General features: G+C 60.7%; 17 protein-coding genes. 5 read left to right on the top strand and 12 right to left on the bottom strand.

The window, feature by feature from the left end:
- Nucleotides 1–224: 224 nt before the first annotated feature.
- The 4 genes from IB254_RS03850 to IB254_RS03835 all read left to right on the top strand — a co-directional run bounded on the left by IB254_RS03850 (nt 225) and on the right by IB254_RS03835 (nt 4,565).
- Complete coding sequence (locus IB254_RS03850; protein ID WP_192416469.1) at nt 225–1,232, top strand: glycosyl hydrolase family 18 protein; 1,008 nt, start codon at nt 225–227, stop codon at nt 1,230–1,232.
- A 125-nt stretch (nt 1,233–1,357) separates the two neighbouring features.
- The gene (locus IB254_RS03845; protein ID WP_192416468.1) at nt 1,358–3,031 is read left to right on the top strand and encodes a nitrite/sulfite reductase; all 1,674 of its coding nucleotides are present in this window, start codon (nt 1,358–1,360) and stop codon (nt 3,029–3,031) included.
- A complete protein-coding gene (locus IB254_RS03840; protein WP_192416467.1) occupies nt 3,028–3,507 on the top strand; it encodes a DUF934 domain-containing protein in 480 nt (159 codons plus the stop codon). The genes IB254_RS03845 and IB254_RS03840 overlap by 4 nt, the downstream gene beginning before the upstream one ends.
- An 89-nt stretch (nt 3,508–3,596) precedes the next feature.
- Nucleotides 3,597–4,565 carry a hypothetical protein gene (locus IB254_RS03835; protein WP_192416466.1) on the top strand — a complete coding sequence of 323 codons (969 nt, stop codon included), beginning with the start codon at nt 3,597–3,599 and terminating at the stop codon, nt 4,563–4,565.
- A gap of 90 nt (nt 4,566–4,655) precedes the next feature.
- Here the strand turns inward: IB254_RS03835 and IB254_RS03830 are convergent, their stop codons facing one another.
- The gene (locus IB254_RS03830) at nt 4,656–7,010 is read right to left on the bottom strand and encodes a tetratricopeptide repeat protein (RefSeq protein ID WP_192416465.1); all 2,355 of its coding nucleotides are present in this window, start codon (nt 7,008–7,010) and stop codon (nt 4,656–4,658) included.
- A 214-nt stretch (nt 7,011–7,224) separates the two neighbouring features.
- Between IB254_RS03830 and IB254_RS03825 the strand changes: the two genes are divergently transcribed.
- Nucleotides 7,225–7,896 (top strand): DUF3313 domain-containing protein, encoded by a 672-nt coding sequence (locus IB254_RS03825; RefSeq protein WP_192416622.1) that lies wholly within the window; start codon nt 7,225–7,227, stop codon nt 7,894–7,896.
- A 135-nt stretch (nt 7,897–8,031) separates the two neighbouring features.
- Here IB254_RS03825 and IB254_RS03820 read toward each other — a convergent pair whose 3' ends face one another.
- From IB254_RS03820 to IB254_RS03770, 11 genes are all read right to left on the bottom strand, one after another.
- Entirely contained in the window at nt 8,032–10,545 is a 2,514-nt protein-coding gene (locus tag IB254_RS03820; RefSeq protein WP_192416464.1) for a fused MFS/spermidine synthase, read from the bottom strand.
- 212 nt (nt 10,546–10,757) lie between these two features.
- A complete protein-coding gene (locus tag IB254_RS03815; RefSeq protein WP_192416463.1) occupies nt 10,758–12,344 on the bottom strand; it encodes an arylsulfatase in 1,587 nt (528 codons plus the stop codon).
- Nucleotides 12,345–12,414: 70 nt separating this feature from the next.
- Nucleotides 12,415–13,440, bottom strand: a complete 1,026-nt coding sequence (locus tag IB254_RS03810; RefSeq protein WP_008030176.1) for an HAD family hydrolase — start codon at nt 13,438–13,440, stop codon at nt 12,415–12,417.
- Nucleotides 13,437–14,840, bottom strand: a complete 1,404-nt coding sequence (locus tag IB254_RS03805) for a BatD family protein (protein WP_192416462.1) — start codon at nt 14,838–14,840, stop codon at nt 13,437–13,439. Before IB254_RS03805 ends, IB254_RS03810 begins: the two co-directional genes overlap by 4 nt.
- On the bottom strand, nt 14,837–16,417 hold the full coding sequence (locus IB254_RS03800; RefSeq protein ID WP_192416461.1) for a VWA domain-containing protein: 1,581 nt from the start codon (nt 16,415–16,417) through the stop codon (nt 14,837–14,839). The genes IB254_RS03805 and IB254_RS03800 overlap by 4 nt, the downstream gene beginning before the upstream one ends.
- A 1-nt stretch (nt 16,418) precedes the next feature.
- Nucleotides 16,419–17,411 carry a vWA domain-containing protein gene (locus IB254_RS03795; RefSeq protein WP_192416460.1) on the bottom strand — a complete coding sequence of 331 codons (993 nt, stop codon included), beginning with the start codon at nt 17,409–17,411 and terminating at the stop codon, nt 16,419–16,421.
- Nucleotides 17,398–18,063, bottom strand: coding sequence for a DUF4381 domain-containing protein (locus IB254_RS03790; protein WP_192416459.1), 666 nt, complete (start codon nt 18,061–18,063; stop codon nt 17,398–17,400). Before IB254_RS03790 ends, IB254_RS03795 begins: the two co-directional genes overlap by 14 nt.
- On the bottom strand, nt 18,060–19,007 hold the full coding sequence (locus IB254_RS03785) for a DUF58 domain-containing protein (protein WP_192416458.1): 948 nt from the start codon (nt 19,005–19,007) through the stop codon (nt 18,060–18,062). Before IB254_RS03785 ends, IB254_RS03790 begins: the two co-directional genes overlap by 4 nt.
- Nucleotides 19,007–19,987 carry an AAA family ATPase gene (locus IB254_RS03780; RefSeq protein WP_192416457.1) on the bottom strand — a complete coding sequence of 327 codons (981 nt, stop codon included), beginning with the start codon at nt 19,985–19,987 and terminating at the stop codon, nt 19,007–19,009. The genes IB254_RS03785 and IB254_RS03780 overlap by 1 nt, the downstream gene beginning before the upstream one ends.
- A gap of 72 nt (nt 19,988–20,059) precedes the next feature.
- Nucleotides 20,060–21,007 (bottom strand): transporter, encoded by a 948-nt coding sequence (locus tag IB254_RS03775; RefSeq protein WP_192416456.1) that lies wholly within the window; start codon nt 21,005–21,007, stop codon nt 20,060–20,062.
- A gap of 12 nt (nt 21,008–21,019) precedes the next feature.
- On the bottom strand, nt 21,020–22,459 hold the full coding sequence (locus IB254_RS03770; RefSeq protein WP_192416455.1) for a DUF1254 domain-containing protein: 1,440 nt from the start codon (nt 22,457–22,459) through the stop codon (nt 21,020–21,022).
- Nucleotides 22,460–22,464 lie beyond the last annotated feature (5 nt).

Below are 22,464 nucleotides of genomic sequence, written 5' to 3'. Positions count from 1 at the left end.
CAAAACAGATTCAGGAAAGCGCAATTAATACGGATCAGATAAAGGCGCCGTACCTGTCAGAGTTGACAGTATCGGCGGATTGAATCCAGCGGTTTAATAAACCCGCTGACGCATTGGGTAGTGGTGAGTTCCAGTGGTTGCGTTCAAGGCAAGTCAGCCCTGCCGGTCATGGCGATCAGGAGGGGCACTTTCATACAGGATGTTCTGAACTCAAGGGTGAACCAATGACAACTTTCACTTATACAGGCCCCAAGGCGCCTGCCGATGACGCGTCCGAGATGCCCGATATTCGCGGGAAAAAGATATTCATGGGTTTTTGGCATAACTGGGGACCGAGTGCCGGGTATCAAGGCGGATTGACGGGTGAAGTGCAACTGGAAGACATCCCCGTCGAATACAACGTTGTGGCCGTCGCGTTCATGAAGGGGGCCGGTATCCCGACATTCAAGCCATACAACCAAACCGATGTGGAGTTTCGGCGTCAGGTTGGCGTACTCAACAAGCAAGGTCGCGCGGTGCTGATTTCACTGGGGGGCGCCGATGCTCACATTGAACTGCGCAACGGTCAGGAACAGGCGCTTGCCACTGAAATTATCCGATTGGCGGAAGTCTATGGTTTTGATGGGCTGGACATCGATCTGGAGCAGGCCGCTATCGACTTTGCCGATAACAACAAGGTAATTCCCGCCGCGCTGAAGCTGGTCAGGGAGCACTACGCGAAGGAAGGCAAGCATTTCATCATCAGCATGGCGCCGGAATTTCCGCACTTGGTCACTAGTGGCAAGTACGTACCGTATTTGACAGCGCTGGAGGACCATTACGACTTCATTGCCCCGCAATACTACAACCAGAACGGTGATGGGCTTTATGTGCCAGGCCTTAATCCACCTTGGCTGGCGCAAAACGATGGTGTGCGCAAGGAAGATTTCCTCTACTACCTGACCACCGCATTGGTAACAGGTGCTTATGGGTTCACCAAAATCCCTGCCGACAAATTCGTTATCGGCTTGCCCAGCAGTATCGATGCAGCCGCCAACGGGTATGTAGTTGATCCCGCTTTTGTGAAAAATGCACTCAAACGACTGGTAAAAGACAGCAACGGGATCAGAGGCTTGATGACGTGGTCGTGCAGTTGGGAGTGTGGCACCAACAAGGCCGGCGATTCGTACGATTGGCGCTTCAAAAGGCTTTACGCCCCCATCGTTGATGAGATGCCGAATCAACCTAAGTAGTGATCCATCAAACTGATATGGTTTTTTTGAGGCCTCCTGAATCTGTAATGTTTTTCCGGTGCCCCTCATAGTCGCCTCATCGAAAACGAGCCACAGAGCCCGTCCCATCCTGATGAGGTAGCCACATGTATCAGTACGACGACTATGACCGGGCGCTGGTCTTCGAGCGGGTTGCGCAGTTTCGTGATCAGGTCGAACGCTTCACGGCAGGCGAGTTGAGCGAAGAGGAATTCCTGCCGTTGCGCTTGCAGAATGGCCTGTACATGCAAAAGCACGCGTACATGCTGCGCGTGGCCATTCCCTACGGCACGCTCAGCGCGCAACAGATGCGTACGCTGGCGAGCATCGCCCGGGATTACGACCGTGGCTACGGCCACTTCACCACCCGCCAGAACATGCAGTTCAACTGGATCGAACTGGCCCAGGTGCCGGAAATCCTCGAACGCCTGGCCCAGGTAGAAATGCACGCGATCCAGACGTCCGGCAACTGCGTGCGCAATATCACCACCGAAGCCTTCGCCGGGGTCGCGGCGGACGAGTTGATCGACCCGCGACCGCTGGCGGAAATCCTGCGCCAATGGTCGACGATCAACCCGGAGTTCCTGTTCCTGCCACGCAAATTCAAGATTGCCATCTGCTCGGCCGTACAGGACCGCGCGGCGATCATGATGCACGACATCGGCCTTTATCTTTACCCCGGCGCCGACGGACAAATGCTCCTGCGGGTGATCGTTGGCGGTGGTTTGGGACGCACGCCGATTCTTGGCCTGCAGATTCGCGAAGGCTTGCCGTGGCAGCATTTGCTGTCGTATGTCGAAGCGGTGCTGCGGGTCTACAACCGCCACGGTCGGCGGGACAACAAGTACAAGGCGCGGATCAAGATTCTGGTCAAGGCACTCGGGATCGACGCCTTTGCCAGGGAAGTGGAGGAGGAGTGGCAGCACCTCAAGGACGGTCCGGCGCAGTTGACCGGCGATGAATATGCGCGTGTCGCCAGTGCCTTCGTGCCGCCGGATTACCGTTCGCTGTCCAGTACCGACCTGGAGTTCGGCACCCGTCTGGCCGAAAACAGCGCATTCGCTCGCTGGGTCTCGCGCAACGTCCAGCCGCACAAGGTGCCGGGCTACGCCAGTGTGGTGCTGTCGACCAAACCGGGCAGCGCTTCGCCGCCGGGCGATGTCACCGGCGAACAAATGGATGCCGTGGCCGCGTGGTCCGAACAGTTCGGCTTTGGCGAAATCCGCATTGCCCATGAACAGAACATCGTCCTGCCGGACGTGCGGAAGTCGGAGCTGTTCACACTCTGGCGTGTGGCTTGCGAGCATGGGTTGGGCAGTGCCAATGTCGGTTTGCTGACCGACATCATCGCCTGCCCCGGCGGCGACTTCTGTGCGTTGGCCAACGCCAAGTCGATCCCCATTGCACAAGGCATTCAGGCGCGATTTGACGACCTGGATTATCTGCATGATCTGGGCGACATCAGCCTCAATATTTCCGGTTGCATGAACGCCTGCGGCCACCACCACATCGGCAATATCGGCATTCTTGGCGTCGACAAGAACGGCAGCGAGTGGTACCAGATCACCCTCGGCGGCGCTCAGGGCAAGAACAGCGCGTTGGGCAAAGTGATCGGACCGTCCTTCAGCGCGGCTGAGGTGCCCGACGTGATCGAGCGGATCATCGCCACGTTCGTGCGTTACCGCGAGAGTGAGGAACTGTTCGTCGACACGTTGCAGCGCCTTGGTCTGGAGCCGTTCAAGGAAGCGGTCTATCCGAAGTTGCTGGAGGTCTCGGCATGAACAATCTGCTACGACTGGAGGCCGGTGTGGCGCGGATCGATAGCGCCGATCCGTGGACCCTGGTCAGGGATCCAGCCGCCGGACTACCTTCAGGTCCGGTGATAGTGCCGCTGGCCTGCTGGCTGGAGGAGCCCGGGCAGCAGGGCGTGTGGCTGGGGCCGGACGATGAGGTGGAAAGCCTTAAGCCGTGGTTCGACCAACTGCCGCTGATTGCGCTGGATTTCCCGAGTTTTCGCGACGGTCGTGGTTACAGCCAGGCGTATTTGCTGCGTACCCGATTGGGCTGGACCGGCGAGTTGCGCGCGGTTGGCGATGTCCTGCGCGATCAACTCAGCCACATGCGCCAGTGCGGTTTCGACAGCTTCGCGGTGCGCGAGGACAAGTCCGCCGAAGACGCGCTCAAGGGTCTCGCCGGTATGAGTGTGTTGTATGGCCGCTCGGTGATCGAGCCACGACCGTTGTTTCGGCGCCGCTGACAACCACACGACTTTTTGCTTTGGCCGGGGACCCCGTTTTGATAGAGTCCGCGCCTCATAAGGAAGCGGGTCAAAGAAAGGAGTCTGGTTTGAGCGCGGGCAAGAAAGTATTAGGGCTGGTCGCAGTGTTGCTGATGGCGGCCCTGTGGGGCAGTTATGTGTATCTGTTCCAGGAGAACCGTGACGGGCAACTCGGGGCGTCGGCCGACAGTTCCGCCTGGTGCGGCACGCCACCGGCCAGCGATGCGGCGGCGCTGGGCAAGGATCACCTGACCCTGCGCATCACCAACAACGTACGGGGCGATTTCATGCTCTCGGGTGCGGTCATCGTCTCCGAGCGCACTTTCGATCGATATGACCTGGGCCGCAATGAGTTGCGCCTGCGCCTGGAACCTCTTCAATGGTCCTACGGCGTCACGCCGATCTTCCTTGAGCAGGTCAGGATCAAACCGCTGAGTCGCAACCTCTCTTCGCTCGACAAAAGTGCCTACGCCGAGCTTGAATCCCGGCCCATCGGCGTGCAGGGGCGGGCGGCGGTGTTTCCGTTCGACACCTGGCGCTATGGCTACAAACCGGTGCTGTACATCCTCAAGGGCAATGAACGGATCGACCTGAAGTTCAAACGCATCACCACCCTCATGGAGATGTCCAACACCTTCACGCCGATTCAAAAGTACAACCGGGTCGAGTACATCAACGAGAAAAATTCATTGGTTCGCGAGGACGATTACAAGCCCTACGCGGCCAATGAGTGCGCCTTCAGTGTCGAGCGCAAAGGCTCGTTCAAGGTGATCGTGCTGCTGTTGTTGCTGGTGATCTGCCTGCCGCTGATGCACGTATTTTATCGTGACGAACCGGGCATCGATTTTCTCGCGACACTGGTGAGTATCGGCGCGATCCGCGTGCTGTTGGTGGGACCGCTAGAGGACTTCCAGCTGTACAACATCGACTTCCTGTTCGGCGCCGCGATTCTGTTGGTGGGCACGGTGTCGTTGATCAAGGCGATGCGGGCGAACAGTCGGCGGGAGTTGGCGTTGAAGAGTGGTTCGTCCTGGTGATACCGAGGCGACGCTATCGCCAGCAAGCTGGCTCCTACAGGGGCATGCGATCTCTGTAGGAGCCGGCTTGCCGGCGATGGGGCCCCCGGATCACTTCAAAGCCGGATCCCCCATGTTCATCTTCTTCCAGCCTTGCAACAGCACCTGAGCCTTGGGCTCCTGTCCGTTTTCCAGGTAGTACTGGATCAACGATAACCGCGCATTGCGGTTCGCCGGTTGCACCTTCAACAACCGTTCCAGTTCCTCGCAGGCCTCATCGACCTTGCCGCTGTCATGCAGCGCCACCGCCAGCACGTAGCCGAACTGCGCGCTCTGGGGCTCCAGCCCGGCGGCTTTGCGCAGCACTGGCATGGCCTGGGCCGTTTTGCCCGCTCGTATCAGCGACAACCCTTGGGTATGCAACAGCAAAGCGGCGTCCGGATGCTCCTTGAGGCCCTGTTCCAGCAGGGCCTGTGCGTCCTGACCGCGCCCACTGGCTTCCAGCCACTGCACCAGCGTCACCAGCGCCGGGTAAAAGTCCGGATCGCGCTGGAGCGCCGTGCGCAGCAGCGCTTCAACTTCAGCGCTGCGACCGCTGGCCTGATACAGCATGGCGAGGTTGAGGTTGGCTTCTGCGCGTTCGGCCAGGCTCTTTTGCACATCCTCATACTCGGCGATGGCGGCGCTCCAGTTCGCCTGAGCGCTGCCCAAACCATCGCGGGCGACGCTGAGCAGATCACGGGCGGCAGCGATGCGTACCGCTTTGACCGGGTCACCCAGTAACGGTGTCAGCAGTGGTGTGCGCTCCACTGGCGGGAGGAACGCGCTGATCGCCCGAACGGCGCTTTCACGCACTTGCGGTGCCGGGTTGCGCAAGTCTTGAGTCGCCAGCTTCAACGCCTGTTCGCTGGGGTACAGCGGCAACTCGGCCAGCAGCGTTGCGCGCTGGATCGCCGGCAGGTTGTTGCGTTGCAGCTGTTCGTACAAGGCTTGCGCCGCGCCGGGCTGACCGTTTCGAATCAGCCACAGGCTTTCGTCGTAACGCGGCGCCTGGGTGGCGGTGGCTGCGGTGTTCCAGAGCTTGAATTGTTCAGTGATTTTGTCACCGGCCTTGCCCTGATGGCAGGTCAGGCAGGCGTCCGGCGTGCCAAGTTTTTTCGCCCGCTCAGGGTTGGGAATGCTGAAGCTGTGGTCATGCCGAAAGTCATTGCCCATGTAGAACTTGCCGGGCATGTGGCAATCCACGCACTGCGAACCCGGTTGCCCCATGGCGTGGCGGGTGTGCTCGACCGAATCGTAGTTTTTCGCCTGCAAGCCCTTGCCCTCGACACCGGCCACCGAGGTTTTGCCAGCGCTGTTGTGGCATTGCAGGCAGATACCGTTGCCCGGCGCCTTGAGTTCGTTGCTGTGGGGGTTGTGGCAGTTGCTGCAGCGCACGCCCTTGTCGAACATTTTGCTCTGGGCGAAGGAACCGTGTTCGAACACTTCGTCCTTGATCTTGCCATCCAGCGCATACAACTCGCGGGTCAGGGGGCTGGGCAGATAGTCATCCATCAGGCGCTTGCCGACGGTGAAGCCATCACCCAGTGGAGCGCGCCGTGAATGGCAGCGGGCGCAGGTTTCGATCTCGACGGTCGCGTCCTTGTCCTTGAGGTCGACGGCGAAACCGGCGTGGATCAGATCAGTCTTTTTCGCGGTCCATTCCAGGTGGCTGGACGCCGGACCGTGGCACGCCTGGCAACCCACGCCAAGGCTGTTCCACTGACTGTCAAAAGTGTTTTTAGCCGCGTCGAAGTTGCGTTTATAGCCGGTGGTATGGCACTCGACGCACATGAAATTGGCGTTCTGGCTCGGCTTGCTCCAGTGCAACGGGTTCTTGAAGTTCACACCCTGGCCCGGATAAAGGTGAAACCAGCGGTGTTTCTCGGTATCCCAGGCGACGCCCAACGCCTGCAACCAACCGTCACCGACTTCAATCAAATACTGCTGCAACGGCGCGATGCCAAAGGTGTAGGCGACCTTGAAGTCAGCGTTGTTGCCATCAATGCCCGGTGTGTTGACCCAGAACTCGTCGTCCTTGCGCGAAAACCGGGTCGTTTCGTTTTCGGCCTTGAAGGTGACGTTGTTGAAGTCGCCGAGCATCGTCCCGGCGCTGGCTTCCTGCATCGCCAATTGGTGATGCGAGCCTTGCCAGTCCTTCACTTGTTCGCTGTGGCAAGCCTGGCACTGTTGCTCATCGACCATCTTCGCCGGCGCGGCGACCACGGGTTTTTCAGGTGCAAGGACCGGCGTACTGACCGACGGCGCATAGGTCTGCGGGGCCGGTTGGCTGCTGAACAGAAACCAGCCAATGCCCGCGATCGCCAGGAGCAACACGCTGATGAGTACGGGAAACAGATAACGAGAAAACGAAGTCGGTGACGAATCAGGGTTTGGGGCGGCTGCTTTGTTTTTATGTTTCGGCATTACGACTTCCATAGTCCGGGTGCGTTTGCCGTCAGGCGCGCGTTCTAGCTCGATGCAGCTTTGACGGATGCCGGGCGTCTGTCAAATGACGGTTGTGATCCTCTGCGCGGCGATAGATGAATGTTGTGATTCTGCACAACAAAACTCGCTGCATTGGCTATACCTGTTAAACCCGTTTCCAAACCGTAGTCGACCGCCCTACAGGAGTTACCGCATGAAGCTTGCATTAATGATGAGCACACTGTGTATTGCCTCGATCGGCGTAGTTGGCTGCGCCAGCAAAAAGGTCGAGCCGGACGAGTATTCGGGCTTTCTCAAAAATTACAGCCAGCTCCAGGAAGGCAAGTCACCTTCGGGTGCAGTAGTGATGCGCTGGATCGATCCGAAAGTTGACATCAAGAAATTCAAAAGCGTGTACATCGAGCCGACCCAGCTGTATCCCAAACCTCAGCCGACGGCAAAAATCCCTCAGACCACCCTGAACGGAATCACCAGTTATTACGATCAGGCGCTCAAACGCGAAATCGGCAAATCCCTGCCTCTTGCCTCAGGCCCTGGCCCGGGTGTGATTGTGGTGCGCGCCGCGATCACTGCCGTCAGCAGCAAGACCGAAGGGCTGAAGCCTTATGAAGTGATCCCGATTGCGCTGGTGGCAGCGGCGGTGAGTACTGCCAGCGGTATTCGTGATCAGCAGACCGACCTGGCCACTGAAGCGGTGTTCCTGGACGGCGGCAGCAATAAAGTCGTGGCCCAGGTAGTGCGCAAGGGCACCGGCAAACCGCTGGAAAATGAATCTCAGGTGATGAAGGCCGATGACGTGAAAAGCGTGATCGATGGCTGGGCTTCGGATATGCATCAGTCGTATCTGAAACTCAAATCCAAATAATTTGTTGGGGCTGAGGGCCTCATCGCGAGCAGGCTCGCTCCCACATTGGATCTCCAGTGAACACAAAAAATGTGTGCGACAGAGATCAAATGTGGGAGCGAGCCTGCTCGCGATAGCGGTCTACCAGGCGCTAAATCACTCCCCGACAAACCACCGGTAATACGGATTCCCCCCATCCCCGCGCATCACCTCGCGAATATCCCTGGCCCACGCATCACGGTCGCCGTCATAGGCATGCAGGCTCGCCCGATAGAACTGCATCAAGCGTTGCTGGTGCGCATTCATCCGCTCGATGAATCCCGCATCGGCATTCACTAACGGTGGCGCGACGTGCAAGTCCAGCAGGGCGGGGAGCACCCGACTGATCTCCTTGGCCCGCACCCACGGCGCATATTCGATACGGGGCTGGTCGTCGGTCACTGGCGGTGCATCGGCGGCGAAACGCTCCAGCCCCGTGCGATCGGTGACCCACGTGGCGAGCAAGGCGTTGGCGGAACCAATGCCCACGTCCTGCAACGTGCTGCGCACGCTGTCCTGCTGGAAGCGCTCGCTGATTTTCGCCGCATCCAGCGCAATCGGTTCCATCGAGCCCACCAGCAGCATTTCGTGGAACTCGCTGGTCCACACGTTGGCGTACGGGAACACATCGAGAAAGCTGCGCACCAGAGAGCGCGAATCGTCGATGTTCTGCGTGGGCAGCGGCAGCCACTGCGCGACCAGCCCCTGTTTCTCCAGGCGACTGGCGGCCAGTTGGTAGAAGTCCCGGGAGTAAAGATTGACCACGCCGGCCGCGGAGGGCGGTGGCGGCTCAAGGGTGATCAAGTCATAGCGCTGCGGGTTGCGCAGCAGCTCCTGGCGCCCGTCGCGCAGGCGTACGTCAACAGCGGGATCGGCGGCGGCATTGAAGTTGCCTTTGAACAGGGGCGCAGCTTTGACCACCGAAGGCAGCAACTCGGCCACCACCCGGTGTTCCAGCCCCGGATAACGGGTCAATGCGCCGGCGGTGATGCCGGTGCCAAAGCCGATCACCAGCGCCGAGCGCGGTTCGCCGTTGTGGATCAGCAGCGGCAGCAGCGCCTGAATGCGCATGTAACGCAGGGACGGCATGGCGTCGCCGGTGTTGGACACGCCTTGAATGTACAAGCGCTGGAAGGCTTTCTGCCCCTTGCCCTGGGTGACCACCGCCACGGTCCCGCCGCGTCCTTCTTCATAGAAGGCCAGCGTGGCGTTGCGAGCACCGGGGAGCAGGCTGGCGAGTTTGTTCACCGGGGTAAATATCGCCACCGCCACCGACAACAGACCGATAGCCACCACCGCTTGCCGTCGACCTTTCTTGACCCCGTGACCCTTGCGCACCGCGAAGTACCCGATCCCGGCGGCGACAATAGCCAACAGCCCCAATGTGCGTACCAGGCCCAGCCACGGGATCAGCACAAACCCGCAGAGCATCACCCCGACAATCCCGCCCAGCGTATTGAACGCCACGACAGCGCCGACATCCTGGCCGACTCGCTCGCGGCCAACGCTCAGGCGCAGGGCGAGGGGGAACGCCGCGCCCAACAACAGCGTCGGCACAAACACGATGCTTAACGCCGCCACCGCAAACCGCGCGCTCATGCCCGGCAATTCACTCGCACCCAGCGACAACACCCACGTTTCGGCGAGGCTTTGCGCGATCACCAGCCAGCGACCGAGCAGGGCGATTTCCAGCAATGCGACCAGCCCGGCGCCGGCGATCAGCAAACCGAATACTCCCCAGGGATCACGAATGCGCTCCACCCGACGGGCCAGCAGCACACTGCCGAGAAACAGCCCGGTGAGGTACGTCGCCAGCACCACAGCAAAGGCGTAGGTGCGGGTGCTCATGAACTGCACGATCGATTGTGACCAGACCACCTCATAACCGAGGGCCACGCCGCCGGCAATCGAGTACAGCCACAAGGCCAGTCGGTCGGGCGCTTTGCTCGACGTGTGTTTCGCCGGCGCAACGGCCGGCAATGAATGGTGACGCTGAAACCACAAGGCGCCGGCGGCGGCCAGCAGGTTCAGCATCGCGGCGGCCAGGGCACTGCCGCGCACGCCGAGGGTGGCAATCAGCACGAACGCGGCAAGCAGGGTGCCGGCGATAGCGCCGGCGGTGTTCGCCGCGTAAAGCTGGCCGCCAGCCTTGCCCAGATGCTGTGGGTCGCTGGCCAACGAGCGCACCAGCACCGGCAAGGTGCCGCCCATCAACAGCGCAGGGATGCCGACTAATGCGAAGGGCAACAGCCAAGCGGCCAGACCGATGTGTTGTTCCAGCCAGGCAAACGGGCTGGCCGCGAGGCTCATGGCGAAGGTCGCGCCGACACCCAGCACGGCCACGACCACTTCCAGCCCTGCATACAACAGAACGGGCTGCTGCAAGCGATCCGCCCAGCGTCCGAACAGCCATCCACCCAAGGCCAGCCCGGCAAAAAAAGCGCTGATACCGGTGATGATTGCATAGACCTCGACGCCGACCACCAGCGACAGTTGCTTGATCCACAGCACCTGATACACCAGCGCCGCGGCACCGGAGACGAACAGCAACAGGGCCGGGATCAGCAGCGCGGGGGAGGCGGCATGAGGAACAGGAATGGCCGACGACTTGCTGGCGACACGTGAGGACATAGGGCTATTGCCTTGTACAAATTTTGAATAAAACACAAATCCCTGTAGGAGCCGGCTTGCTGCGGGCGGCGTTCCGACGATAGCGGCCGTCCAGTCGATAGAAGTGTTGCCTGAACAACCGCTATCGCCAGCAAGCCGGCTCCTACAGGTAATGTGTTTGCATCTGGGAATAGGGCCGCTCGCCGTAACGGGCGAGCGGCGGTCAAACGGTCTTACTGTGCAGGTTGATTCTTCATTTTTTCAGCGATTTTGGCGTCTACCGCAGCGCGGATCTGGTCGACGCTGAAGCTGGCCGGTTTCTGGCTTGGCGGGTATTCGATAAAGGTTTGCAGGAACACTGCCGCTTTACCGGTTGCTACCGCTGCCAGATAAACGTTTTTGGTCGCCCAATCGTAATACTGGTCGGAAACCACGTCGGCGCGTTCATACGGGTCCATTCTCAGGTTGAGGATTTTTGGCACTCGCAGGCAGACGAACGGCTCACTCCACACCTTGAAGCCGCCGGGCGCGCGTTGCTCGCAGAACACCGCTTTCCAGTTATCGAAACGCATGGACACCAACACGCCGTCATCGTTGAAGTAGTAGAACTCCTTACGCTCACCTTTAGGCTGTTGGCCGGTCAGGTAAGGCAGCTGGTTGTAACCGTCCAGGTGCACCTTGAAGTTGTTGCCACCGGAGGTCGGTGCCCATCCTTTGAGGAGTTTGTTCTTCACATCGGTATCGCCGGCAGCGGCCAGCAGCGTCGGAAACCAGTCCAGACCGGAGAACATTTCGTTGGAGACTTCACCCGGTTTGACCTTGCCCGGCCAACGAATCATCGCCGGTACGCGGTAGGCGCCTTCCCAGTTGGAGTTCTTCTCGTTACGGAACGGCGTGGTCGCCGCGTCCGGCCAGGAGAATTGGTTCGGCCCGTTGTCGGTGGTATAGACGACGATGGTGTTGTCGGTGATTTTCAAGTCATCGAGGGTTTTCAACAGTTTGCCTACGTCACCATCGTGTTCGAGCATGCCGTCCGCGTACTCGTTGCCGGGCATGCCGCTCTGGCCCTTCATCGAATCACGCACGTGGGTGAACAAGTGCATGCGCGTGGTGTTCATCCAGACGAAGAACGGTTTGTCCGCCTTGGCCTGTTTCTCGATGAACGCTTGCGCGGCGGCAGTGGTTTCGTCGTCGATGGTTTCCATGCGCTTGGTGGTCAGGGCGCCAGTGTCTTCGATCTTGCCGTCCGCGAAGCTGTGGATCACGCCGCGCGGGGCATAGGACTTGAGAAATTCCGGGTCATCCTTGGGCCAGTACGGACGCTCGGGTTCTTCCTCGGCGTTGAGGTGATACAGGTTGCCGAAGAACTCGTCGAAACCGTGATTGGTCGGAAGGTATTCATCCTTGTCGCCCAGGTGATTTTTGCCGAACTGTCCGGTGGCGTATCCCTGGGACTTGAGTGCCTGGGCGATAGTGATGTCACGTTTCTGTAAACCGACAGGTGCGCCAGGCGCGCCGACTTTCGACAGGCCGGTACGCAACGGTGTCTGCCCGGTAATGAACGACGAGCGTCCAGCCGTGCAGCTGTTTTCCGCGTAATAGTCGGTGAACATCATGCCTTCTTTGGCAATCCGGTCGATGTTTGGAGTCTTGTACCCGACCACGCCCATGGAGTAGGCACTGATGTTGGTCTGGCCGATGTCATCGCCAAAGATCACCAGGATATTGGGTTTCTCGGCGGCCCCGGCAGTCGCCGAAATCGCCATCACCGAGGCCGCCACCAAGGCGAGTTTCGGTAGCCACTTGCGTATGCGAGTCATCTGACTTGCTCCTTTTGCGCTAGTGTCGCGTGGTGCGACAAACGTTTATTGCAGTCCTGCGTCACGCTTTTTATTGCACTTGCTCGGGAGTGGCGGCCGCCTCGAACGGATAGATCCGGCGCCATTCGGACGCCATGTCGACGATAGTCCAGCCACGGGTTTTTGCTTCGTCCAGGGCTTTGTCCAGGCGCCCGATATCGGACTTGCGGTCATAGGCCCATTCGCGTTTGGCGTCGGTGTGATGCACCAACCCCATGAATCGTTTGCCGGGGCCGGCGGCAGTCCACTGCAACATTTGCAGGTCGCCGTCAGAGTTGCCGAACGCCAGGATTGGCCGCTTGCCGATCACCGCGTCGATGCTTTCCGGTTTGCCCGGGCCGTCGTCGTTGTGGGCCAGCTTGGGGGTGCGCACGATCGAGGCTTTGCCGTCCTTGAACTGGAACGCCGTGACGAAGGTGGTGCCGATCACTTGCTCGGGCGGGATGCCGTAGACCTTCTCGGCGAAGGCGCGCATGAACCCGGTGTCGCCACCGGAGACGATGTAGGTCTTGAAGTCCTGGCCGCGCAGGTAGTCGAGCATTTCCAGCATCGGCTGGAAGATCATCTCGGTGTACGGCTTGCCGGTCTTCGGATGCCGGGCCTGGCTCAGCCAGGTCTTGGCATAGTCGTCGAAGGCTTCGGTGGTCATGCCGGTGTGGGTCGCACCGAAGATCTTCATGATGCCGTCCATGCCGGCGGCGGCGAGTGCCTGGTGATCGTTTTCCAGGACGGCCTTGAAGGGCTGGGTGGTTTTCCATTCCGGGTGCTGCGGCGCGGTGCGCTTGACCTCTTCCAGGGCAAACAGCAGCTCGAAGTACATCGGCTGCTCGCTCCACAAGGTGCCGTCGTTGTCGAACACGGCGATGCGGTCAGCGGGCTTGACGAAGTCCCTGCTGGATTGGTCGGTGACCGTCTGGACGAACTCGATGATGTGCTTTTTCGCCGGGCCGTCATTCCACGACGGCAATGGCTCGTTGGCATGCGCCAGCAGCGGCAGGATCAGCGTGAAGAGCAGCGTCAGCCCGAAACGATGGTGGCTTGAAGTCGCGTTCGTCATGGGAATTCCTTCTCGTGGACGGGGTTGAGCGGCCGCAGTGCGGGAACGGTCCGGACGTTGCTGCCTCGCGCCTGACTATGCAGCGTAGACAAGGATTGCCCGAGTTGGCGCAGCGCCTGATCTTCGGTCGATTGAGGGCTGTAACAGGCGCGTAACAGGTCCTGCAGGCGCGGGCCGAGGACGCTCAGTTTCAGGCCCCCGCGACTGCGTTTGAGCCACAGGTACAGGGCGCTGAGTTGCGCTGGTCGGGCGTTGATTTGTGGTGGAATCTGCCGCCAGGCGTAGTCGGCGGATTGCAGCCACGTGGCGTGTCGGGCACGGCGTCGGTCGCGCACGGACAGGTAAACGCGATGCATGAAAGGCCTTGCGAACCAGCCCAGAAGCAGCACTGCCGGCAGCAGCAAGACAACCAGCCAGTGCCTGGAAAAACGCACGCGACTGTGTTCGCCCATTTGTTTCAGGTCTTCGGCAATCGAGAACACAGGCGTGTAAGCGCTGTTGGCGACGGCCTCGAAGCTCACTGCCGGTACTTGAGCGGTGCGGGTTTGCTGGCTGCTGGCGTCCCACCATTTCAGCGCGATCGCGGGCAGGCTGTGATGGCCTTCGCTGTCGATGCGGTAAGTCACGGTGTCGATGCGTTGGCCGCCGGCGAAGTTGCCCCGGCCGTCGTCCATGCTGCTGATTTGCGGGTTTTTCGGGTAACGACTCAGGCCACTGACGTCGCCCAGTGACGGCGCGGGCAGCGACATGGCCATGGCGTTGTCGGCCTGCAAGGTCAGTTGCCGGGTCAGGCTGTCGCCGACCTTCAGAGGCGTTGCCGAGTCGATGACTTTTTGCGTGAAACGCAGCCCTTGCGCCACCAGCACAGGTTCACCAGGCTTGAACCCCGGCGGCTGTGTGGCGGTGAAATGCAGCGGCTGGCTTTGCGCACTCAACGGGGCGCTGGCCTGGCCCGGCGTGGCCTGCACAGTCAGCGCCGGAATGTCGAAACTCTGGGCCAGATTCGGGCTGATCCGGTAGCTGTAGCGCATGCCGTTGAACGCCTTGCCATCCAGCGTCTGGTTGATGTGCTCGGCGTGGCCGTCGGGCGGCAGCACCAGCGCGCCGGGCAGTTTCAGGTCGGGCAGGGCGGGGGCATCGGTGAACCAACTGTCGGTGAGGACGTCGAGTTGCAGCTCCAGGAGACCGCCGACCATGACCGGGTCTGCGGGTTGCAGGCGGGTCTGGATGCGCAGTTCGGGTTCGGTGGCGAGGGCGGATGTGGTGATCAGGCAGCAGAGCAAGGCGGCAAGTTTTGTGGTGAGTGAGCGGACGCTATCGCCGGCAAGCCGGCTCCTACAGTTTGAAATGCATCCTCCTGTAGGAGCCGGCTTGCCGGCGATGGCCGCGACTCGGTTCATGGCTTGCCCCCCGCCTGATCCTGCAAGCTGAACTTCTGCTTGAGGAATTTCGCTGGCGATGTCGTCAGGTTCTGCAACCACAACGCGTCCGACGTCGCCTGCTCGGTCTCCACGGCTTTGCTTTGTCCCTTGCCCGGCGCCTTGTCCATCTTGATTTCGTCAGGTTTGACCTCGGGCGCGTTCTGTTCGGCGCTCTCGGTGTCTTTCTCCAGGGCGATGGCCAACGCCAGATTGGCCGTGGCCTCCGGGAACTGAGGTTGCAGCTTCAGCGCCTGGGTGTAGGCCGCGATGGCCTGATCAAACTTGAAACGGCGCACGTAAATATTGCCCAGGTAAAAATACGCCTGGGGTGTTTCCAGTCGCGCAAAACTCGCCAGCGCGAGGTCAAAATCCGCCGCGTGATAGGCCGCGATGCCTTTCCAGTACGGATCGACAAACAGGGCGGCAGCCTTCGGGAAATGCTCATGTTCGAAGGCCCAGCGACCTTGTTGGTCAGGGGTGAAAAATGCATCGGTCAAGGCGTTGGCCTGGGCATTGGTGGGCTGAAAACCGATACCCAGCGCCAGTAGCAAACCGGCCGTCCAGTTCAGGCTCCAGCCTTTGCGCACGCTGAAAAACGCGATCAGCAGCAGCGGCCAGCACAGCCAGTATCCGGCGTCTTTCCAATGCAACTCACGCTGCTCGTCACTGGCCGCCTGGAAATGTTGCCGGGCGTGCAGTTCGATCCAGTCCAGATCGTTGTCATTGAGCGTCAGGCTGCCCAGCGGCGCCGCCATGGCTGATGCCAACTGCTTGAGCGCGGCCTGATCGAAACTGCCGAGGGCCGGGTGGCCGTTACTGTCGGTGCGCGGCTGGCCATTGGCATCACGAATGATTCCGCCATCCTCGCTACCGACGGCGAGGATCAACACTTGCAGCGTGCTGTCGTTCAGCTGCTTGCCCAGGCCGCCGAGTTGCGAGGTGTCGGCGCCGTCGGTGATCAGCAACAACGTGCCCGGCGTTTTCTCCGCCGCCAACAAGCGTTTGGCCTCGTCGATCACCGCGCCGACATCCTTCCCCGGTTTGCCGATCAGGTCGCTGCTCAATGCCTGGATAAACGTATCGAGCAACGCTGGATCGTCGGTTGGCGGCAGCACCAGATGCGCGCTGCCGGCGTAGGCGATCAGCGCGTTGCGGGCACCGGCGCGGCGCTGGATCAGGTCGTGCAGTTTGTGTTTGACCGCTTCCAGGCGACTGGGCGGCATGTCGCTGGCGTCCATCGAGGGCGAGAGGTCGATGGCAATGATCAGCGGCGCACGATTTTCCAGAAAGTCCGGCCGGTCCTGCTCCCAGGTCGGACCGGCAGCGGCGAGGGCGCCCAACATCAACAGCGCACACACCAGATGCACCGGCCGCAAACGCTGTTGGTCCTGCGGGGTCATCAGCAAGTGCGGCAGCAAGTGCTCGGCAATGTTGCTGCGCAAACGCCGCTGCACATCCCGGCTGCGCCTCCAGAGCCACGGCAGCAAGGCACCCAACGGCACGAGCAAGAGCCACAGCGGACGGAGGAAGTGCAAGTCGCTGAGGTTGATCTCCATCTCAAGCCTCCTGCCGCTGACGCGCGTGGGCCAGGTGCGGACGCAACAGGGCGCCGAGGTGGTAGAGCGCGAGCAAACCGATAGCGGCGCCGAGCGGCCACCAGAACAGATCCTTTTTCGGCTGATGACTGAGGGTTTTCACCTGGTGCGGGGTCAGCGTGTCGAGGGTGCTGTAAACCTGATCCAGCGCCGTGCGGTCTTCGGCGCGGAAGAACTTGCCGCCCGTGACGTCGGCAATCTGCTGCAAGCCTTGCAGGTTGACCTTGGCTTCGCCTTCGGCGCTCGGGTCGCCAATGCCGATGGTGTGAATCACCACCCCCTTGGCGGCGGCCATCGACGCCGCGTGATCCGGGGTGATGGCGCTGCTGGTGTCGTTGCCGTCGGTGAGCAGGATCAGGACTTTTTCCCGTTCATGGGCCTGATCCAGCAACTTCAGGCTCAGGCCAATCGCATCGCCAATGGCGGTGTTGGGCCCGGCCATGCCAATGCCGGTGTCGTCCAGCAACAGCGACAGGCTGGCGTGATCCAGTGTCAGCGGCGCCTGCGGATACGCGCCGCTGCCGAACACGATCAGGCCCAGGCGATCTTCTTTACGCTTGTCGATAAAACCGTGGACCACGTCCTTGACCGCCGCCAGACGGTTGATCTTCTGCCCGTTGGCATTGGTGAAATCAGTGGTTTCCATTGACTGGGAGATGTCGATGGCCAGCATCAGATCACGCACCGGTTGCTGGCGTTCGATGGGTTTTTCCACGTACACCGGACGTGCGGCCGCGAGCAGCAACAGCGCCCAGACCAGCAGGTTCAGGAGCAATTGCCAGCGATTGTTGCGTGTGCCGGCGGCGCTTGGCGCCTGTCCGACCGCGCGGCTCATGGCGCCAAAAAACGGCACGCGCACGGCGCTGCGGGCTTCGCGGTAATCGGGCAGGTAACGATAACCCAACCAGGGCAACGGCAGGAGCAGTAACAGCCAGGGGTAATCAAGCTGCCACATGATGCGACTCCACCCAGTGTTTGCAGGTGTCGAACAGCTGCTGGCGCTGATCATTGGGCAACGCCAGCAATGTTGCATCCGGCGCATAGGCCAGCAACGCCAATTGCCGGCTGAAATCCGCCGGCAACGGCTGCGCACTGTGCTGCGCCAGAAATGCCTGCCAATCCTCGCCTCCGAGTGCACCCACATCCTCCTGTGGGAGCGAGCCTGCTCGCGAAGGCGTCTGTCCATTCACCCTTGAAGCCGACTGACTCTGCGCTGAACCCTGTAGGAGCCGGCTTGCTGGCGATCGCGTCCGGTCAGTCACTATTGAAGGCGCCTGACACGCCGCTATCGCCAGCAAGCCGGCTCCTACAGAGGTTGTATTCCAACTCATAGGCATCGACAGGGCGACGCGTTTGAGCAGTTCGGGGAGTTCGCGCAGGGCGCTGATTTGATCATCGCTGCTTTGCAGTTCAGCCAACCGTACCAGCGCCTCGCGCCGATACCGATCCCGCCGCCACTGCCAATACCGCCGTGCACCCACCAGCAACACAGCAGCCATCAACACCGCCAGCAACACCCACCAGCCCCACGTCTGCGGCGCGTAACTGACAGGCGCCGGCAGGGCCATTTCCTTGAGTTGCTCAATGCTCGGCACGTTCGGGTTCATCGCCGCCCCCCGCCGAGTTTGCCCAGTTCCGCGCGCAGTTGTGCCTGCGCCTCGGTCGCCGTACTGAACATCATCAACGGCACCTGACTTCGCCGCAGCAGCGTGGCAACGTCCTTGAGCCGACCGCTGAGAAAATCCCCCAACGGCTGATGAACACTGCGTTGTTCGACCGCCAGCTCGACTTGCAACTGACCTTGAGTAATCAGCAAACGGCCATTTTTCGGCAGGTTCAACGCCAGCGGGTCGTACACCTGCATGGCGATCACATCGTTGTGCGCCGCCAGTTGCCGCATCAGTTGCAAGGTGCGTTCGCCCGCACCGGCAAAGTCGCTGACGATGCAGATCAGGTGATCGTGACCGGCCACTGCCAGACACTGTTGCAGGACTTTATCGAGCTGATCCTCGCCCTCGGCGTCCGGGTTGGCCGCGCTCAATGCCTGATTCTGCTGGACGATGCGACTGCACAGCGCCTCGATCCGTTTGCGGCTGCGCAACGGGGCAATCGCGTCGATCCGTGAGTCGTTGAATACCAACCCTCCAACCCGGTCGCCCGCGTTGAACACCATCCACGCTGCCAGTGCGCCGAGTTCGGCGGCAACCGCGGATTTGAAACTGCGTTGCGAGCCGAAAAACATCGACATGCGCTGGTCCACGAGGATCAACGCCGGGCGATCCCGCTCTTCGGTGAACGTACGCACCACCGGTTTGCCGGTGCGCAGTGAGGCGCGCCAATCGAGGTGGCGCAAGTCGTCTCCCGGTTGATAGCGGCGCAGCTCATCGAAATTCAGCCCGCGCCCCCGTAGCCGCGAGGCGTGGTTGCCGGCGAGGATGCTGCCTTGCGGCTGGCGTGCGAGGAAACTCAGGTCACGGGCCTTGAATTCCAGTGCCATCAATTGCGCCAGAGAGACATACACCAGACCGTCGACACTTTTTGTTTTCAACATCAGGCAGGAATCGCAACGTTATCGAGCAGGCGATCCAGCACCTGATCGGCCGTGACGCCATCAGCGACCGCGTCATAACTCAGCTGCAAACGATGACGCAGCACCGGATGCACCACGGCGCGCACGTTGTCCGGCGAGACAAAATCCTGCCCCTGCAACCAGGCATCGGCACGGGCGCAACGGTCCAGGCCGATGCCGCCACGCGGGCTGGCGCCGATGGCGATCCAGCGGCCCAGGTCCGCGTCGTAATCCGTCGGATGGCGGGTGGCGTTGATCAGGTCGATCAGGTAACGATCGATGGCCGGGGACACATGGATGGCGCTGACTTCCCGGCGTGCAGCGAAAATCACTTCCTGCGACAGCGCGAAACCCTGTACCGGCGCGGTCTTGGCGCCTGTCGCAAACTCCTCTTCACGCAGCAGCCGCAGCACTTGGCTCTCGTTTTCCGCACTCGGGTAATCGAGCAGCACCTTCATCAGAAAACGGTCCATCTGCGCTTCCGGCAGCGGGTAAGTGCCTTCCTGTTCGATGGGGTTTTGGGTGGCAACCACGATGAACAATTCCGGCAGCCCATGGCTGTTGCCGGCCACGGTGATTTGCCGTTCTTCCATCGCTTCCAGCAGAGCTGCCTGGACCTTGGCCGGTGCGCGGTTGATTTCGTCGGCCAGAATCAGGTTGCCGAACAGTGGCCCGGGCTGGAACCGGATCTCGTTCTTGCCATCGATCTGGTGCAGCACTTCGGCACCGGTGATGTCCGACGGCAGGAGATCAGGGGTGAACTGGATGCGGCTCATCTTCGCGTCCAGGTGTTTGGCCAGCGCTTTCACCGTGCGGGTCTTGGCCAGCCCGGGCAAGCTTTCCAGGAGCAAATGGCCGTTAGCGAGAAGGCCCAGCAGAATCTGCCGGATCACTTGATCCTGGCCCAGTACCGCTTCGGCGATGCTGGCTTGCAGGGCGTTGAGGTCGTTGAGTGCGGTCATTGAGGGGCCTTTATTCAAGTCGCCAAAGGCATTGGCAGGTTGATCGATAAAACTGGCGATCCCTGTTCACTTCTAGAAGAACGCCAAGGTCAGGTTGACGCTGAATCCGTTGCCTTCAGGCCGGTTCTTGGTGTCGAACTCCGGGATCCAGCGAGCGTTGACGCTGGCCTGGGCGTCGGCAAATTTGCCGGCCCAGCCCACCGTCGGACCGGCGCCCACCGAGCGTCCGCGAAAGCCGCTGTTGGCGCCTGACCCGGTGTCGTCGGTGAGCTGCTGGATGTAGCCCGCGGCCATGCCGGCGTTCCAGCCGTTGCCGAAGCCGTGGGTCCATAGCGCATCGAGGGTGAAGAGGTTGCCGTTCTTGTAGTCCGTGGCGTCGTTTTCGGTGTAGAACTCAAGCCCCCCGGACAAGGTGAACTCGCCGCCCTTGCCGTCGAGGTGAGTGAAGGCCACGGTGGGCATGAAGGTGTAGTTGTTCTGCCCGGCGTTGGCCAGGCGATCGTCGTTGTAAGCGCCGGTCGGCAGGTAGATCGGCAAGGACAACGAGAGGTGGTTGACCTCGTCGAAGTGGTAGCCGGCGGCGATGGGCGTCACCAGCAGGTCGGCGAACTGGGTGCCGGTATCTTCCGCTCCCAGCGTCCGGCCGCGAGGCCCGGTGATGCTCGCGGTAATGTCGGTGTACTGCACCGGCACGCCAATCGCCGACGCGTAGTTCCAGCGACCCTTGCCGGTATCCCAGACATGGGTGAAGTTGGCCATGGTGTAAGACACTTTCAGGTCCAGGCCGGTACTCAAGGCGCCAACGATAGGCACTTGTACGTTGCCCTTGAGTTCACCGTCGTACCAGAAACTGCTCAGCGACATTACCCAGCCGGGTTCCGGTGGCACGATCCCGGCATTGGAAAATACCTGCAAGCCGGTCATTGGCCGGCCACCGCCACCTTCAGCCGCCAAAACCAGCGGACTGATGCCAACCACGCAGAGGGCCAACAAAGGACGTACTACAAAACACCTGACCATGGCTGGCTCCGCTTACTGATTGGCTGAAATGACAGGCGTCAGCAAGGGCATTTTCCACTCGCCGCTGGAGACTTCCGGTCTCGGCAGGTACAGGCGCAGGACGCCGTAGAAAGGCCCGTTCGGCGCTGGCAGCCAATTACTTTGCAGGTCTTTGGCCGGGGCTTTGTGCTGCACATAAAGGGTCAGGCCGCCGTCGGCATCCAGCTTGAGATTCGGCAGCATTCGCGAGTTGATCAGGTAGCGGTTCAACGGGTTGGCGACCAGCAATTTGCTCTTGCCGTCGTACATCGTCAGCGACCAGAACGCGTCGGCCGGGGGCAGGGCGCCTTTGTCGAAATGCAGCGTGTAGTCGTGTTTCGAGGCGTCGACCGGTTGACCGTCCTTATCGACGAAATAACCGATGTAATTCGCCTCTTCGGCGGAGTTGCCGAAGATCCCCATGTTGGCGCCGGCGTAGCGGTACAGGTAGTTACCGTTGAGGTGGTCGCGGGTGCCGAACAAATCGCCGCTGCTGACCTGATGGCTGTCGACCTTGTCCTTTTTGAACTGTGCGAATTCGGCCTTGGCGTCGGCGATGCCGTCTTCCAGGGCTTTGCGCTGACTGGCTGGCAGCTCGTTGGGCTTGAACGGCTTGCCGGCTTCGATACCGATTTTGGCGAAGCGCGCCAGCAAGTCTTTTTCCGCATCCTGAGGAGGGGCAAACGACAGCATGAAATTCAGGTAGCCGAACAGCTCCGGGGTTTCGCTCATGGTCGGCGTGGGTTTGGGCCAGTTGACCTTCGGCGCGGCAGGCGGGGCCTTTTGTTTAACGTAGTGGCTCAGCGGTTCGATCTTGTAGCCCTTCTGAATGCCCTTGACCTTGCCCAGGTCTTTTTCGTCGAACAACTGCGTGCGATACAGCGCGTAGGCGAAGTTGGTTTCACTGCGCAGCAGACGGTCGATTTCAACCGGTTGCTGACCTTGCCAGTTCGGCCCGGCAATCATGAAATGCCCGCCGGCGTTGCCCGTGCTGCGGGTGCCCAGATACGCAAAATTCTGCGTGTAGGCGTCGATCAGTTGCACCGAGTAGTAACGGTGTTCTTCGATGGGCGGCAGGGTCAGCACCACCGGTTCGGCGCGCAGGTCCATCCAGATAAACGAGTAGGGCGTGTCGGCGTTGGGCGTGACGAAGGCCGTGTCCTTGGCGGTGAATGCCTGTGCGGTATTGCCGATCTGATTGAACGGTGCCTTGAAGTTCGGGCTCTTCTTGTCGACCGCCTGGGTGTAGAGGGTCTTGTACATTTCCACCACCGGGTAGCCGTACAAATAAGCTTCCTTGGCGATGGCCCGCGCTTCCTCCGGGCTGGCGGTGAATCCGGTCTTTTGACTGACGCTGACGTCTTGAGCGCCAACGCCGCAACTGACAAACATGCTCATCAAGCTGTAACCGGCTGCGCGAATTGCACCGTGCATAAATA

This window comes from Pseudomonas sp. PDM03, from assembly GCF_014852385.1.
Classification (GTDB): Bacteria; Pseudomonadota; Gammaproteobacteria; order Pseudomonadales; family Pseudomonadaceae; genus Aquipseudomonas; species Aquipseudomonas migulae.
This window is presented reverse-complemented; position numbering and strand designations above follow the sequence as displayed.